This window comes from Clostridium pasteurianum, from assembly GCF_001705235.1.
GTDB classification, from domain to species: Bacteria; Bacillota; Clostridia; order Clostridiales; family Clostridiaceae; genus Clostridium_S; species Clostridium_S pasteurianum_A.
The window spans coordinates 764,732-781,779 of the sequence record NZ_MCGV01000001.1 but is presented as its reverse complement, the minus strand read 5'-3'; the positions used below and the strand labels follow the sequence as shown (position 1 = coordinate 781,779).

Here is a 17,048-nt window from a genome sequence, read left to right as displayed (position 1 = left end):
AGGGCGATAAATTGAAATACGAATTTCCTAAAAACTTTTGGTGGGGAGCGGCTACATCGGGACCTCAATCAGAAGGTAGATTTAATAAAGAACATAAAAGTGTATTTGATTACTGGTATGATACAGAACCTGAGGCGTTTTTTAATAGAGTAGGTCCAAATGTTGCATCTAACTTTTACAATAGTTATAAGGAAGATTTAGCTATGATGAAAAGTATAGGATTTAATTCCTTTAGAACTTCTATACAATGGACAAGGCTTATCAAGGATTTTGAAACCTTTGAACCTTGTGAAGATGGGATTAGATTTTACAATGATGTTATTGATGAATGTATAAAATTAGGCATGACGCCTATCATAAATTTACATCATTTTGATCTTCCAGTGGAACTTTATGAAAAGTATGGAGGCTGGGAATCTAAACATGTAGTTGAATTGTTTAATGGTTTTGCAAATAAATGTTTTGAGTTATTTTCTCATAAGGTTAAATATTGGACCACATTTAATGAACCTATAGTTGTAGTTGAGGGGCAATATTTAGAACAGTTTCACTACCCTAAATTAGTTGATGGAAAAAAGGCCGTTCAGGTAGCTTATAATTTAAATCTTGCTTCTGCTAAAGCTATAAAAACCTTTAAAGAAGGTGGATACAATAAAGATGGAGGGAAAATAGGAACTATTTTAAACTTGACACCATCTTACGCTAGAAGTGAGGAAAAGGAAGATGTTAAAGCAGCAAATTTTGCAGATATGTTTTATAATAGAATGTTTTTGGATACAGCTGTAAAAGGAAAATTTCCATTAGAGCTTGTAGAAATGCTAAAAAATGATAATGTAATTTGGGAGTCTTCAGATGATGAAATTGATATAATAAAAAACAATACTGTAGATTTTTTAGGAATTAATTATTATCAGCCTAGAAGAATAAAAAAGAGGGAAGAACCTTATGCAGAAAACGGTTGGAAACCCGATAAATATTTTGAAAATTATATTATGCCCAATAGGCGAATTAACCCATATAGGGGATGGGAGATATACCCGGAGGCTATGTATGATATAGCTATAAATATAAGGGATAATTACAATAATATACCATGGTATGTTTCAGAAAATGGAATGGGTGTTGAAGGAGAAGAAAAGTTTAAAAATAGATATGGCACTATTGAGGATGACTATAGAATAGATTTTATAAAGGAGCATTTAGCATTTTTAAATAAAGGTATAAAAAAAGGTTCAAAATGTTTTGGATATCACTTATGGACCCCTATTGACTGCTGGTCATGGAGCAATGCTTATAAAAACAGATATGGTTTTATAGAGCTTGATTTAGCTACTCAAAGAAAAACCATAAAGAAATCTGGACATTGGTTTAAAAGTTTAACTGAGAATGGTGGTTTTAACTAAGTTATTGTAGAGGTGAATGTGATTATGGACATATTGAGTTTTGATGTAGGTGGAACTAGTATAAAATATGGTATGGTTAATGAAAATGGAGAGATTTTAGAAAAGGGAAAATTTAAGACGCCCAAAGATGATGTTGAAGTTCTTATAAGTAAGTTAAATGATGTTAAAGTAATGTTTCAGAAGAAATACGATATTAGAGGTGTTGGAATGAGCCTCCCTGGAGCTGTTAATAATGATACTGGAATAATAGGCGGATTTAGTGCAGTTCCATGCATACATGGATTTAATATAAAGAAAAAGATAAGTGATACTCTAGGATTTAAGGTGTCAATGGAGAATGATGCTAACTGTGCAGCACTAGGGGAAGTATGGAAGGGGGCTGCAGAGGGCTTAAATGATGTGGTTTTCATGATATGCGGATCTGGAATAGGTGGAGCAGTTGTAAAGAATAAAAAGATTCATAAAGGAGCAAATCTTCATGGCGGAGAATTTGGATATATGATTGTATCAGATGATTATACTACGTTAAGTAATGCGGCATCTACAGTGGAAATGGCAAAGAGAGTTGCTAAAGCAAAAAAAATACCAGACATTGAGGTTAATGGTGAAATGGCATTTAAGCTCAAGGAAAATGGGGATGAAATAGCTAAAAGGGAAATTGAAGTTATGTATGATAATTTAGCAAAGGCCATATACAACATTCAATATGCGTATGATCCACAAATGACCATAATAGGTGGAGCGATAAGTGCCAGGGAAGACTTAATAGATAATATAAATAAACATATAGATATGATACTAAAAAAAGTTAAAATTGCTAAAGTGAAACCAAATGTAAAAAAATGCAGGTTCGAAAATGATGCCAACTTAATTGGAGCAGTATATAATTTTTTAAATCAGTAGTTTAAAGGAGAGAAAACTGTGAAAAAGATGTTCAAATTAAATTCTATGTTTACAGATAATATGGTTCTCCAGAGAGAAAGTAAAGTTCCAATATGGGGAACAGCAATAGATGGTGAGAAGGTACAAGTCGAATTTTGCTCACAAAAGCAGGAAACTATATGTGTAAACGGAAAATGGAATATAATATTAGATGTGCTTAATGCAGGAGGACCATTTGATATGAAAGTTATCTGTGGAAGTTACGAAATGGTTCTAAAAAATATATTAATTGGTGATGTATTTATTGCAGCGGGACAGTCTAATATGGAATATAAGCTTAAAGATTCTATGTATGGTAAAGAAGAAATAGAGCATTCATATTCAGAGAATATACGTTATTATAGTGTTCCTCAAATAGAATATGAAGATGAAAATAAGCGAATACCTAACTTTGAGGAGGGGAAGTGGGAGACATGTTCTCCAGAAAGCTCAGAAAATTTTTCTGCAGTAGCACACTATTTTGCAAAGAACTTGTATAAATATGTAAATGTACCTATAGGTATAATAAGCTGCAATAAAGGGGGAACTTCAGCTTCCTGTTGGATTGATGAAAGGTATCTTTTACGAGATGAGAGTATTAAAAAGGCTTATTTAGATGATTATTTAGATGCAGTAAAGGATATGACGGAAGAAGAGGAAGATAAAAGAAATAGTGAATATTTAAAGGTTGTTCAAAAATACAATTGCAAATTAGAAAAGTACAAGAAAGATAATCCGCACAAGTCAATGAGTGAAGTGAAAAAGGCAGTAGGACATACTCCTTGGCCACCTCCATTTGGTAAAAAGTCATATTTGCGTCCTTCAGGATTGTACAGTACTATGTTTAGAAAAGTGGTTCCATATAAGGTGAAAGCTGTTTTATGGTATCAAGGCGAAGAAGATACACAGAACTGCACTTTGTATAAAAAATTATTTAACTGTTTAATAGAAAATTGGAGAGAGGATTTTAAAAATCCAAAGTTAAAATTTGTATTTGTGCAATTACCATATTATTATGATGATAAGGAAGAAAAGCCTAAAAACAGTTGGGCAATTCTAAGAGATAATCAATTATCTGTTATGAGAAATACTGAAAACACGGATATGATCGTGACTATAGATTGTGGAGAAAAATTTAATATTCATCCTGTGAATAAAAAACCTATAGGTGAAAGGTTAGCTCTTATGGTGAGAAATAGAATTTATAAAGAAAATATAAATGGATATTCTCCTATTTATAAGAGTATGGAAATTGAAGCTGGCAGGATAATAATATATTTTGATTTTACAAGGGACGATAGTCTTGTAATAAAAGGTGGAGATGAGCTTAAAGGTTTTGAAATAAGTGGCGAAGATAATAAGTTTGTTTATGCAAAAGCTTATATCGATGGTGGAAATAAGGTTATAGTTTATAATAAAAACATTAAAAATCCTAAGAAAGTGAGATATGGCTGGAAAAATTATGATGAGGTTAATCTTTATAATAAAAGTGGCCTGCCGGCTAGCCCTTTTAGAACGGATTTTAAATATTAAAATAAAAAGCTTCCATGAAGTATATTCAGGAAGCTTTTTATTTTTATGCAAAAAATCATCTGCTTTTTCGGCTCACAATATTTATATTTAAATACAACAGACCTACTATTACTACACTGACAGAAATTCGGCATATATCAACAAAATTACATTAAGTATAAAATACTTATCAGTTGGATTTATTTTAATATTTTATATTATTACTCCTTCCTATATATTTAAAATGGAAGGAGGTCGAAAAATGTCAGAAATTGAAGAAATAAAAGAACAAATAGAAAAACTTAGAGTTAATTTAAACAAATTAATTGATGAAAATGGCAATCTGGTCAATCCAGATGTAGTAGCAGCCAGTCAGATGCTTGATACGGTATTGAATAAGTACAATGAAATTATTAACAAAACTTTGGACAAGTAAGAAAGAAAAGGGCGGAGTACACCAAATTGGCACTCTGCCTTTTTAATTAAGGCTATGTTTTAATATAATGTTGAAATATGATAAAAAATTATAGTTAGGATTGTCCATCTATAATTTTTTGTATAAATACATTTAGAATTCTTTGTAATTACAGATTATGCCCATAATATTAGACATTGAACAGTTTTAAGTAATCATCAATCCACTTTTTAACTGCAATTGCAACTTCTTCGGAATTTAAAGTACTAACATTCAAAAAATCCACATTTTCTTTAGCTTGAAACCATTGTTTTTTCAATGGTAAAAGATGTGTTAAATGATGTTCAAAGAAATTTCTATTTCTTGTAGTATCATTTTCTTTATGGGTTCTTAGCACATCTTTACTTGCGTCTAAGAATAATATACGATTAGGTAAACATTGATGTAATTTATTTAATTCACTTTTCAAATCAGTGACTACATCCCAATCAAACCCCATTGATTTTGGATAATTTAGTGTATAAAACTCGATTTCCTCAGCACCAAAATCCATTAGTGAACATTCATATTTTTGAGATTTTTCCCAACGTACTATTTCTTTATCTATCCATAATTTTTGAATTTCAATATAATCTGAGAATTTATTTTTATCTAAATTCCTCCTTTTAATTTCATCAATTACACTACTATTCAACTCATAGTCTACATTTATATATGGAACATTTTTTCTGATATAATTCACAGCAGTCGTTTTACCAACAGCCATACAACCTTGAAGTGACAGAATTATTCCCATTTTTCACACCACCCATTATACATATATTGGTTTTCTGCTTTTTAAATCTTTTACTTTGATATATGAATGTGCTACATTGCTTTGAACTATAAAATTTTTAGCCTTTATTATTTCTTTATCTATATCAAACATTTGAAGCCATTTAAACCACTTAATATAGTTGTTGATATATTTTGTTTCAACACCATTAAACCTATTCATCCATTTCTTTAAATTACTATGTAGAGTATTAATATGTTGAATATGATATAATCCTTCTTTATGTTTATCTCTTTTTATACGTTTGTGTTCTAATGATAAATCATTTGCAAATTGTATATAACTTTTATGACTATCAGTACAAAGTATAGATTCATTGCTTATATGTCCATCATATAATTTTTCTAATTCCTTGGAGGTAATTCTACCTTTACATGCTAATTCCATAATTAAATTACCTTGCCTATCAATAGCAGTAGCAATGCAAACTTGTTCTTTTGAGATACCTCTTTTCTTAACTTGTTTGCTTCTTTTACGAGAGCGTCTGGGCATATTAGAAGGTTTTTGTACCCTTAAAACTTTCATCAAAGAATACTTCATCTGCTTCAATAACACCATCAACGTATCCCTTGACTAAGAATGTGCTTATACAATCAAGAATTTTATGTCTCCAAAAGAAACTTGTCGCTATGTTAATTTCTACAACTTTAGCACTCTTCCTAATAGAATATCCATTAACCATGCACTTAGCATATTTAAGCCACTTATCTAATGTTTTCTTACTTTTATAAGTTACAGAATTAGTGAAATCAGTAAAGGATTTTTTACAAGACTTGCAGATATATCTTTGTTTACCATTATACTTACCATTTCCTGATATAGCTTCGGAGCTACAAATTGGGCATACTTTCCCCTTAGAAAATCTAAATTCTTTAACTTCTTGTTCTACTTGGCTCACTTGCGAACCTAAGACAAGAATTTCTTCTAAAGTTGATAGTATTTGTTCTTTCTGATGTAATGGTAACTTTTCAATATCATTTAATATAGACTTTACATTTGTCATAATTCTACATTCTAAACACTATTCTATCTATATTATAACCTATTTTTCTAATATATATCAATTTTCAACACTTATTTAAAACATAGCCTTAATTAAAAATACTATTTATTAGGCAAAGAACTTATTGCCAAATTGGTCAAAAGGTATATAATAATAGTATAAATTAAATATATAAAGAGGAGGTTTGTATGCGTGAAATTCTAAGGCAATTATCAGATAGAGAACTAAGTACACTTAACATAGTTCATAAGAATGACATCATTACAAAGAAAGATTTGCAGGGGTTAACAGGTATGACGCTGACAACTTTAAATAGAGTAATGAAAAGTCTTGAGGATAAGAAACTAATAACGGAAGTAGGTACAGCTGAATCAACTGGTGGAAGGAAAGCAGTGGAATACAGCGTAATACAAAGGGGAATATATGTCATAGGTATTGATATATCAAGAACCTATGTAAGAATAATTGTATCGAATTTAAAAATGGATATTTTGAAAAAAGAAGAGTTTTTTATGAATGATAGCTTTTCACCAGAAAAAACTGTCCAAAAGATTGTTTCTTTAATAGAGCAAAAGTTGCTAGATTTATCAATAGATAAAAGTGAGATATTGGGTATAGGTATAGGAACTGTAGGACCGCTTGATAGGCAAAAGGGTGTTCTTTTAAAGCCTAAAAACTTTTTTAATGATTTATGGAACAATGTGCCATTAAAGGACATGATTGAAGAGAAGCTTTCTATTCCTTGTTTTATAGATAATGGTGCTAACAATGCTGTTTTAGCTGAATATTTATTTGGTATGGGTAGAAAACTAGAAGGCATTGTATACATAAATTGTGGAATAGGAATAAGGTCAGCAGCAATAACTAGTGGAACCATTATTAGAGCAATGAATAATTCAGAAGATGCTTTCGCCAATATGATTGTTGATTTAAATGATAAAAAATTTATTTGTGGCAGCATAGGTTCTGTAGAAAGTTATTCATCTATTGAGGCTGTAGTCAAAAGATTTAATTTAAAGGATGAAAAACGAAGTTGCAAGCAGGAAAAATTTAAGGAGGAAGAGTATAAGAAAATATTAGAACTGGCAGCTAGTGGAAAAGATGAACTTGCTTTTGAAATCGTAAGTAAGGGTGCCTATACTTTGGGTATTGGACTTGCGAATCTTGTAAGATTATTAAATCCTCAATTAGTGATTTTATATGGACCTTTGATTAAAAACTATGAGTCATATTATGAAAAGTGCGTTGATGCTTTTCGCAAAAATAACTGTACAAACAATAAAGTTGTGTTTAGTAAGGGTGGCAAATTTAAAGAAAATGCTATAGCAGTAGGTTCAGCATTAATGGTAATAGAAAATTATTTAGGGAATAATATACACATTGGAGGAAAATAAAAAGTGATTATTTTAGCTTTAAAAATATTCATTATATCGATTGCAGCAGGCGTATTTGGAGCTATTCTTGGACTTGGAGGAGGCATAATAATAACGCCAGTTTTAACTTTGGTCTTTGGAATAGACATAAAATATGCAATAGGTGCAAGTATAGTATCTGTAATTGCAACATCAAGTGGTGCAGCAGTAGCTTATGTAAAAGATAAAATAACTAATATGAGAATAGGTATGTTTCTCGAAATTGCAACTACTACAGGAGCTATAACAGGGGCTTTTGTAAGTGGATTACTTAATACAAAATATTTATATTTGATTTTTGGAATTCTTCTTGTTTATTCAGCATTTCAGATGTTTAAGAAAAAAGGCGAGGAAATACCCCAGCATGTAGAAGCTCATCCCATTGCCGATAAGCTAAAATTAAATGGTGAGTATTATGATAAAGTTTTAGATAAAAATATTTCTTATAATGTTACTGGTATATACAGCGGGTTTGGAATGATGTATGTTGCTGGAGTAGTATCAGGCCTTCTTGGTATAGGAAGTGGAATGTTTAAAGTTATGGCAATGGATATGTTTATGAGACTTCCTCTTAAGGTATCTAGTGCTACAAGTAATTTTATGATAGGTGTTACGGCAGCAGCAAGTGCAGGTGTGTATCTTCTAAGAGGTAATATTGATCCTAAAATAGCTGCACCGGTGGCTCTTGGAGTGCTTATTGGTGCAACTGTAGGAACAAAAATAATGCAGAATTTAAAAAGTAAAACTATAAGAATGATTTTTGTGCCGGTTGTTGCTTATGCTGGAATTGAAATGATTGTAAAAGGATTTGGGGTGAAATTTTAATGAAAGAGAAGAGTGAAATGGAGGATATGGAGATTGTTGTTAGCAATTTTCTAAGAGCTGGAGTTGTACTGAGTGCTATTGTAATTTGTATAGGATTAGTCATGTTTTTGGTAACCGGTAACAGCGGATATAAATCTAATTATTATCCAAAAAGTCCTGTTGATATAATAAAGGGACTTATTGCATTTAAATCTTATGCAATAATGCTCACAGGTATTTTAATTCTCATAATCACTCCTGTTATGCGTGTTGGAGTATCTATAATTGTGTTTTTTAAGGAAAAGGATTATTTGTACGTAAAAATAACAACTTTTGTTTTTATAATATTAATTATAAGCTTTGTTCTTGGAAAAGTGGAATAGAGGGATATAATAAGGCATTTATAAAAAATCATGTATTTAAATCTATGGGTGTATAGCAGTGCTATTTATTTCAGTCATAATAATTGCCATATCTTTAGGTGGAACATTTAAACCATCTTCTAGCCACTGCTGTACTACACCAATAAAGCCTGATATGATAAAAGGTCTTAAAAAATGAATCTTTATTTCAGAAATGGCTCCATTAAATGGAGGTTTTGTTTGCATAATAGCATCTTTAAACTTCTGTATAAATGCATAATCACCATCATGTCCAAGTAATATTTTACATATTTCAGCATTGCTTTGTACATATTCAAAGATATAAGTATAAAATGATAGAAAGTTTGCATATCTATCATTTTCCTTATTAAGACTCTGGAAAATTTTTATAAATTCATCAAACATTTCTGTTTCTATTTGTTCTACCATATCAAATATATCCTTATAATAAAGGTAGAAAGTAGATCTGTTCACATCAGCTAATTCTGTAAGTTCTTTTACAGTAATATCGTTTAGTTTCTTTTGAGACATGAGCTTTGTTAAACATTTCAGCAGAGCACTTTTGGTTTTACGTACACGTCTATCAATTTTTTGTTCTTTCATAAATGAAACCTCCTTAATATTGTGTCTATTAATAGACATATGTTGAATAAATGTCTATTAATCGTCAAATTTCTTGATATTAATGATTGAACATATACAACATGTATCTTATAATACACATATGTTGATTAAAATGCAAGCGTCTAATTTGTGTGATTATAAAAAAGAAAGGTGGTACCCACATGAAATTAATAAATATTAAGGAGAACAAAAAGCTTACAATAACGATTTTATCTATAGTAATTGCAGCAGTAATATTTGTGCCAACCATGTACTCTTTCGCCTACCTTGAAAGTATATGGGATGTTTATAATAGTCTTGGGAATGTGCCGGTTGCGTTTGTGAATTTAGATAATAGTGTTACAAGAAATGGTAAAGAATATTCATTAGGAAAAGATATAGAAAAAAATCTTAAAAGTAATAAGAAGGTAGATTGGAAATTTGTAAGCTATAAAGATGCGATTGATGGAGTAAAAGGGACTAAGTACTATGCAGTTATAGAAATTCCTAAAAACTTTTCTCAAAGTGTTGCAAGCGCTCAAGATGGAAAATTTAAAACTCCTCAAATAATATATATAGGAAACCAAGGGAAAAATTTTGTATTCTCTCAAATGTCATCAAAGGTTGCTGATAGCATTAAGGAAAATGTAAGTTCAAATGTACAAAAGGAAATTTCTAAAAGTCTAGTAAACAGTTTAGTGAATGTAAAGGTGTCTATTAAAGATGCAGCTGACGGAACACAGCAGTTACAAGCTGGTACAGAGAAGCTTGTTATGGGAAGCAGCCAATTATCAGATGGACTAAATACTGCCGCAGGTGGTTCTAAAAATCTTCAAGCAGGATTACAAACTATTGCTAGTGGTCAAGATAAAATAGTTAGTGGGTACCCAGTTTTAATTGATGGCTTAAATACATTAAAAAGTAATTTAACTATGCCCAATGACAAGCTTCCTTTATTAGTGAATGGTGCTTCTGAGCTTAATTATAAAACCGGTTTAATTGCAAATGGTGCAAGTGAGTTTGATACTTCATTTGGAGCATTAACAAATGGAATAAAGGGAGCGGATTCTGTATTAAATAGTGAACTAGCAGCTATTAATAATTCAAACTTAAGTGATGAAGATAAATATAAGCTTACAGCTTCCATTACAGCATTAAACAAAATAAGTGGTACAAATGTAGGTAATAGTAGTGAAGCACCATTAAATAAAGCAGCTGCTTCAGCTCACATGCTTTCTACCAATCTGAATCAGCTTAAAGGTGGTACCCAGGGAGTTTCGGATGGAGTTAGTGCATTATCATCAGGAATAGAAGATAGTCAAAACAAAGCAGCTGCAGGTGTAGACAAGTTAATTGCAGGAGCTAATACTCTTCAAAATGGTAGTAGAAATGTATTAACTGGCTTGAATACTGCTGTTAATAAGACTGATGAACTGGAAGCTGGTTTAGATAAGTTAAGCAGTGGTTCAAAAGCACTTACAAGTGGAATACAGACTGCTAATGATGGAACAGGAAAACTTAACAACGGATTAAATGCAGGGTATAATAAAATAAATGATAACCTTAAATTTAATGCTGATAATATGTCTAATTTTGTTTCAAATCCTATAACTTTAAAGGATAGTTCTATAAATAGCGTGAAGTACTATGGAGAAGGCTTAGCACCATATTTTATATCACTATCTTTATGGATAGGTGCAATGTTTATAAGCGTTATAATTTCGATTGTTAAAAAATTAAATTTATTTAAAAGTAAGCTAATTAATAGTTTTGCTGGCAGTTTTATAATAGGATCTGGTCTTGTGATTTTACAGTCGTGCATTTTAAGCTTTACGCTTCTAAATGGACTTAAGATTAATCCAGTAAGCATACCTGAATTTTGTGTGATTAATGCATTTATTTCGGTAGCGTTTTTTAGTGTTATGTATGGGCTATCTTATGCTATAGGTATTTTAGGTGGAGCGGTTATGTTTGTGGTATTAATATTGCAGCTTGCATCTTCGGGTGGAACTTTTCCAATCGAAACAGCTCCTGAGTTTTTTAGAATTGTAAATAAAGTAGTTCCTATGAGTTATTCTGTAAGTACACTTAGGATGACTATATCAGGTATAAATCAGTCTGTGTTAAATCACAATATATTAGTAATATTAACTTTTATGGTAGTATTTTTGGCTGGAGGTTTCATTATCCAAACATTAATTAGTCGTGTAAGGAATATAAAAAAATGTAGTAATTCTGATTCTGCTGAAGCTGCATAAAGAATATTAAAGTAGCTGTTCTTAGTAAAGGACAGCTATTTTTTTGTGTGTAACAAAGGATGAACTAAAATGAAAAAGATTACAAAAATGTATTGACTAATGATAGAAAAAAAGGTAAAATTAACTTATTAAAGGACATTTAAAAAGTTAATTAAAATGATAAGTAAAGGTTTAAATATATTTGAATAAAAATAGGGGGTTATTATGAGATATTTATTAGGTTTGGATATTGGCACATCAGGAACCAAGACAGCTTTATTTGATGAAGAAGGGAATACAATAAAAACTGCAATCTACGGCTATGATTTGCTTCAACCTCAGGTAGGCTGGGCGGAACAGAATCCGGAAGACTGGTGGCAGGCTTGTGTTAGTGGAATAAAGGATGTTATTGAAAAAAGTAATGTACAGGCTTCTGATATTAAGGGAATTGGTTTGAGTGGACAAATGCATGGACTTGTTTTGATAGATAAGGATTGCAAGGTAATAAGAAATTCTATAATTTGGTGTGATCAAAGGACGGAAAGAGAGTGCAGTGAACTTACAAGTACCATTGGAAAAGAAAGATTGATTAAAATAACAGGTAATCCTGCCTTAACGGGTTTTACTCTTTCGAAATTATTATGGATTAGAAATAATGAGTGGGATAACTATAAGAAAATATATAAAATTCTTCTGCCAAAGGATTATATAAGATTCAAGCTAACTAATGTATTTGCAACAGAAGTTTCAGATGCAAGCGGCATGCAGATGCTAGATATAAACACTAGAAATTGGAGCGAGGAATTACTCAGCGAGTTAAAAATAGATAAAAATATATTAGCAGATGTTTATGAATCAGTTGTTGTTAGCGGATATGTTACAGAAGAGGCAGCTAAATTGACAAACCTTGTAGTAAATACACCAGTTGTAGGAGGAGCAGGCGATCAAGCAGCTGGAGCTATAGGAAATGGAATAGTAAGCGAAGGAATAATATCAACAGTTATAGGGACTTCAGGAGTAGTGTTTGCGGCTACAGATACACCTAGATTTGATACAAAGGGTAGAGTGCATACGTTATGTCATGCTGTGCCTAATAAGTGGCACGTAATGGGAGTTACTCAAGGTGCAGGTTTATCACTGAATTGGTTTAAAAGAACATTTTGTAAAAGCGAAATTGATGAAAGTAAAAAACAAGAAGTTAACATATATGATTTGTTGACAGAAAGAGCAGCAAAATCAAAGCCAGGCGCTAATGGGATAATTTATTTGCCATATCTTATGGGAGAAAGAACTCCTCATTTAGATCCAAGTGTAAAGGGAGCATTTTTAGGAATATCACTTATAAATAATCATGATGATTTTGTGCGCAGTATATTAGAAGGTGTAAGTTTTAGTTTAAAGAATTGCCTTGATATTATAGAAAGTATGAATGTAACTATTAATGATATAAGAGTAAGTGGTGGTGGAGCAGAGAGCAGTATATGGAGACAAATATTGGCGGATATTTCTGGATATCCATTAACCACGGTAAAGGCATCAGAAGGACCAGCACTTGGTGTGGCAATACTTGCAGGAGTTGGAGTAGGTATATATGATTCAGTAGAGGATGCCTGCACGAAAATTGTGAAGGGAAATGCAAAAGTTATGCCAAATTTGGACTTAAAAGAAGTGTATTCAAAGGTATACGAAAAATATAATTCAGCTTATCCTAAAATTAAGGATATTTAGCTTTAACTAAAATAGTAACAGCGATATTATTAAGTAATGTACTGTAAGAAGGATAATGAACTTATATTAAATTGCGTGTTCTATATATTATATAAATTAAATTTTGCCTCTGGTTCTCTATGGATGAAAGGAGCATGATTGAATTTTATGCAAGTCAATCACAGTAAAATAAAGGAAACTAATAGAAAAAAAATAATACGATTATTATTAGAAAAAGACGAGATTACTAAGCTGGATATTTCTAGGATACTAGATATAAGCATAACAACAGTTTCTACGAATATTACAGAGTTAAAGGATAAAGGAGTTGTAGAAGATGTAGGTGCTTTAGAGTCTACAGGTGGGAGAAAGGCAATTGCTGTTAAATTAAATGGCAATTGTAGATATTCTATTGGAGTTTCACTAACACCACATCATATAAAAATAACTCTAGTTAATTTAAAGAGAAACACAATTGAAAACATAAAAATTAAGCATAAAAATGATAGTATAGAAAATTTAATAGAAGTGCTTAAGGAAAATATAGATTTATTAATAAAAAAGTATGATTTAAATTTTCAAAATTTATTAGGAATTGGAATTTCAATACCTGGAACTGTAGATTTTAATGAGGGAACAATAAAATATTCTTATCTTCTTGGAACTAGAGATTTTAATATAAAAGAAAGATTCCAGTATTTAAATGTACCGATATATGTAGATAATGAGGCTAACTTATCTGCTTACTATGAGTTCTTAAGTAAAAAAAATTCTTTGAAAAATTTATTATATGTTTCAATAACAGATGGTTTAGGACTTGGAATAATAATAGATGGCAAAATATATAGAGGTGACAACAATTCATCAGGGGAATTAGGACACATGAAAATAGAAATTGGTGGCAAGAAGTGCAAGTGTGGAGCTAGAGGCTGTTTAGAAGCGTATACATCTAAGAACTGCTTGATTGACAATTATAATGAAGAAACTAATTCTAGTATCAAAGATATAGACGAGTTTGAAGAAAAATATGATGAAAATGATGAAACTTTTAAAGTTATACTGGACAGGTATTTGCAGATATTGGCTTTGGGAATATCAAATTTAATTATGATATTAGATGCCAAAAATGTAATAATAGGCGGGGACATAAATAATTTATTAAAAGATAAGATAAATATTTTAAAAAGGAATGTATATAAAGATAATTTGTTTACCGATGAAAATAATTGTAATTTTAGTATTGCAAATTTTAAAGAATCATACTTGTTAGGGGCAGCTATGATGCCTATAGAGGAATTTTTGGAAATTAAATAATAGGGTGGTAAAACCACTTTATTATTTTTACAAACTTAATAAACAAATTTTAAAAACATATTTACTAAGTTAAATACAAACAGAAGTATGTTAAAGGTGAAATTTTTTAGACACAGCCAATGTGGATTATATTAGGGAAGTAAATGATATGGAGTAACTGGGCAGCAGTATTTGAGAAGTAAAATGCTGCTAAAATATATTGAAAGTTGCATGGGGAAAGGGTGAAAAGAATGGTTATTAAAAATGTTACGGATAAGGAATTTAAAAAATACGGACAGATTTTGAAAAACTATGATTGTAAAGAAATAATTGAAAAAATGAAAAATACACCACTGCCAGATGATGTTATATACGAGCCATCAATTAAGGAACTTGAAGATCTAGACTTTGCTAAAGAAATAGAAAGAAGAGAATATGGTGAGCTTCCGATACAGATAGGGTATTGTAATGGTAATAATTATTTGTTAAATGCAGTTGAATATCATTGTTCATCTGAAATAAACATAGCGGTGACTGATATGATATTGCTTTTAGGATCTGAGCAGGATATTGAAGATGATTATTCATACGATACATCTAAAATTGAAGCTTTTAAGATTCCAGCTGGTACAATAATTGAAGTCTATGCAACTACTCTTCATTATGCACCATGTAATGCAAGGGAGGATGGATTTAAATGTGTTGTAGTACTGCCCAAGAATACAAATTTACCTTTAGAAAATAAAATTCAAAAAGGTAGAGAAGATGCACTGCTTTTTGCTAAAAATAAGTGGCTAATTGGACATAAAGAAACTGATTTAGGTGAGCAGGGAGCTTTTATAGGTTTAAAGGGAAAAAATATTTCAATAAAATAAAATGGGGGAATTAAAAATGAATAATATACCAAAAGTAAAATTAGGAATTGCTGCAGTAAGTAGAGACTGTTTTCCAATGGAATTGTCATCAAATAGAAGAAAAGCAGTTGTTCAAGTTTACGAAGAATCTTATGGAGATATTTATGAATGCAAAATAGCTATAGAAAATGAAAAAGATATGAGAAAAGTTTTAAAAGATGTTAAAGACGCAGGGGTAAATGCGTTAGTTGTGTACTTGGGAAATTTTGGCCCCGAAAGTCCAGAAACTTTACTTGCTAAAGAATTTGATGGACCAGTTATGTTTGTGGCTGCAGCGGAAGAAAGTGGAGATAATCTAGCTGATGGTCGTGGAGATGCATATTGTGGAATGTTAAATGCAAGCTATAATTTAGCACTTCGTAATATAAAAGCATATATTCCTGAATATCCAGTGGGAACAGCTTCAGAAGTTGCTGGTATGATTTCTGACTTTGTACCAGTTGCTACAGCATTACTTGGATTAAAGAATTTAAAAATAATTTCTTTTGGCCCAAGACCTCAAGATTTTTTAGCTTGTAATGCACCTATAAAACAGTTATTTAATTTAGGCGTTGAAATAGAAGAAAACTCAGAGCTTGATTTATTTGCTTCATTTAATGAACATGCAAATGATTCAAGAATTCCAGAAGTAGCAGCTGATATGGCGAAGGAATTAGGAGAAGGCAATAAAATGCCCGGCATCTTGCCAAAACTTGCTCAATATGAAATTACATTATTAGATTGGGCAGAAGCACATAAGGGATCAAGGGAGTATGTTGCATTTGCAAATAAATGTTGGCCAGCTTTCCAAACCCAATTTGGATGTGTTCCTTGTTATGTAAATAGCCGTTTAACAGCTAGAGGAATTCCAGTATCCTGTGAGGTTGATATTTATGGAGCATTAAGTGAATACATCGGAACTTGCATAAGCCAAGATGTTGTAACATTACTTGATATAAATAATACAGTACCTAAAGATATGTATGAATCAGAAATTAAAGGCAAACATGATTATACATTAAAAGATATATTTATGGGCTTTCACTGCGGTAACACAGCAGCATGCAAATTAATAAAGCCTACTATGAGAAATCAAAAGATTATGGCAAGAGCATTAGAGCCCAATCAGGAGCCAAATATAACAAGAGGAACAATTGAGGGAGATATCGTTCCAGGAGATATTACTTTCTTTAGATTACAAAGTAATGCAGCAGCAGAACTTACAGCTTATGTAGCAGAAGGTGAGGTCTTACCAGTTGCAACACGTTCATTTGGATCTATTGGAGTATTTGCAATTCCTGAAATGGGAAGATTTTATCGTCATGTTTTAGTTGAAAATAATTTTCCACATCATGGAGCTGTTGCATTTGGACATTTTGGAAAGGCAATTTATAATTTGTTTAGATATTTAGGAGTGAAAGAAATAGGATTTAATCAGCCAAAGGGAATGTTATATAAGACAGAGAATCCATTTAAATAATAAAAGTTAATATAGCACATCAAATATTCTTATAGGATATTTGGTGTGCTATTAGTTTATATATAATCTCTCAACAATTTGGTGAGTTATCAAAAAAACAGCATAAAAAGTTCGAATTTTTGTGCCTAAATTATTGAAATCTATACG

15 protein-coding genes are annotated in these 17,048 nt (G+C 31.1%); 12 read left to right on the top strand and 3 right to left on the bottom strand.

Going from position 1 to position 17,048, the window contains the following annotated elements:
• Positions 1-11: 11 nt before the first annotated feature.
• The 4 genes from BEE63_RS03620 to BEE63_RS03605 all read left to right on the top strand — a co-directional run bounded on the left by BEE63_RS03620 (position 12) and on the right by BEE63_RS03605 (position 4,272).
• Positions 12-1,403, top strand: a complete 1,392-nt coding sequence (locus BEE63_RS03620) for a glycoside hydrolase family 1 protein (RefSeq protein ID WP_066020082.1) — start codon at positions 12-14, stop codon at positions 1,401-1,403.
• Between the two features lie 24 nt (positions 1,404-1,427).
• Positions 1,428-2,306 carry an ROK family protein gene (locus tag BEE63_RS03615; protein WP_066020081.1) on the top strand — a complete coding sequence of 293 codons (879 nt, stop codon included), beginning with the start codon at positions 1,428-1,430 and terminating at the stop codon, positions 2,304-2,306.
• 27 nt (positions 2,307-2,333) lie between these two features.
• A complete protein-coding gene (locus BEE63_RS03610; protein WP_066023147.1) occupies positions 2,334-3,857 on the top strand; it encodes a sialate O-acetylesterase in 1,524 nt (507 codons plus the stop codon).
• A gap of 241 nt (positions 3,858-4,098) precedes the next feature.
• Entirely contained in the window at positions 4,099-4,272 is a 174-nt protein-coding gene (locus BEE63_RS03605) for an aspartyl-phosphate phosphatase Spo0E family protein (RefSeq protein WP_066020080.1), read from the top strand.
• Positions 4,273-4,441: 169 nt separating this feature from the next.
• Here the strand turns inward: BEE63_RS03605 and BEE63_RS03600 are convergent, their stop codons facing one another.
• Both BEE63_RS03600 and BEE63_RS21155 read right to left on the bottom strand, forming a co-directional pair.
• A complete protein-coding gene (locus BEE63_RS03600; protein WP_066020079.1) occupies positions 4,442-5,047 on the bottom strand; it encodes a hypothetical protein in 606 nt (201 codons plus the stop codon).
• Positions 5,048-5,062: 15 nt separating this feature from the next.
• A protein-coding gene (locus BEE63_RS21155) for an IS1595 family transposase (protein WP_100369859.1) occupies positions 5,063-6,089 on the bottom strand; the annotation gives its coding sequence in 2 pieces (ribosomal slippage) (positions 5,063-5,590 and positions 5,592-6,089; 1,026 coding nt in all).
• Between the two features lie 188 nt (positions 6,090-6,277).
• Here BEE63_RS21155 and BEE63_RS03585 point away from each other — a divergent pair.
• The 3 genes from BEE63_RS03585 to BEE63_RS03575 are packed head-to-tail and all read left to right on the top strand — an operon-like array spanning position 6,278 to position 8,688.
• Positions 6,278-7,483 carry an ROK family transcriptional regulator gene (locus BEE63_RS03585; RefSeq protein ID WP_066020077.1) on the top strand — a complete coding sequence of 402 codons (1,206 nt, stop codon included), beginning with the start codon at positions 6,278-6,280 and terminating at the stop codon, positions 7,481-7,483.
• Positions 7,484-7,486: 3 nt separating this feature from the next.
• Positions 7,487-8,326, top strand: coding sequence for a sulfite exporter TauE/SafE family protein (locus BEE63_RS03580; protein ID WP_066020076.1), 840 nt, complete (start codon positions 7,487-7,489; stop codon positions 8,324-8,326).
• Entirely contained in the window at positions 8,326-8,688 is a 363-nt protein-coding gene (locus BEE63_RS03575) for a DUF1634 domain-containing protein (RefSeq protein ID WP_066020075.1), read from the top strand. The genes BEE63_RS03580 and BEE63_RS03575 overlap by 1 nt, the downstream gene beginning before the upstream one ends.
• A 42-nt stretch (positions 8,689-8,730) precedes the next feature.
• On the opposite strand, the gene BEE63_RS03570 is transcribed toward BEE63_RS03575, so the two are convergent.
• Positions 8,731-9,291 (bottom strand): TetR/AcrR family transcriptional regulator, encoded by a 561-nt coding sequence (locus BEE63_RS03570; RefSeq protein WP_066020074.1) that lies wholly within the window; start codon positions 9,289-9,291, stop codon positions 8,731-8,733.
• A gap of 182 nt (positions 9,292-9,473) precedes the next feature.
• Between BEE63_RS03570 and BEE63_RS03565 the strand changes: the two genes are divergently transcribed.
• From BEE63_RS03565 to BEE63_RS03545, 5 genes are all read left to right on the top strand, one after another.
• Complete coding sequence (locus tag BEE63_RS03565) at positions 9,474-11,549, top strand: YhgE/Pip family protein (protein ID WP_066020073.1); 2,076 nt, start codon at positions 9,474-9,476, stop codon at positions 11,547-11,549.
• Between the two features lie 204 nt (positions 11,550-11,753).
• Positions 11,754-13,256: a xylulokinase gene (gene xylB / locus BEE63_RS03560; RefSeq protein ID WP_066020072.1), complete on the top strand. Its 1,503-nt coding sequence runs from the start codon at positions 11,754-11,756 to the stop codon at positions 13,254-13,256.
• Positions 13,257-13,403: 147 nt separating this feature from the next.
• A complete protein-coding gene (locus BEE63_RS03555; RefSeq protein ID WP_066020071.1) occupies positions 13,404-14,549 on the top strand; it encodes an ROK family transcriptional regulator in 1,146 nt (381 codons plus the stop codon).
• A gap of 230 nt (positions 14,550-14,779) precedes the next feature.
• The gene (locus tag BEE63_RS03550) at positions 14,780-15,403 is read left to right on the top strand and encodes a DUF4867 family protein (RefSeq protein WP_066020070.1); all 624 of its coding nucleotides are present in this window, start codon (positions 14,780-14,782) and stop codon (positions 15,401-15,403) included.
• 16 nt (positions 15,404-15,419) lie between these two features.
• A complete protein-coding gene (locus BEE63_RS03545; RefSeq protein ID WP_066020069.1) occupies positions 15,420-16,901 on the top strand; it encodes an L-fucose/L-arabinose isomerase family protein in 1,482 nt (493 codons plus the stop codon).
• The last annotated feature ends 147 nt before the right edge of the window (positions 16,902-17,048 follow it).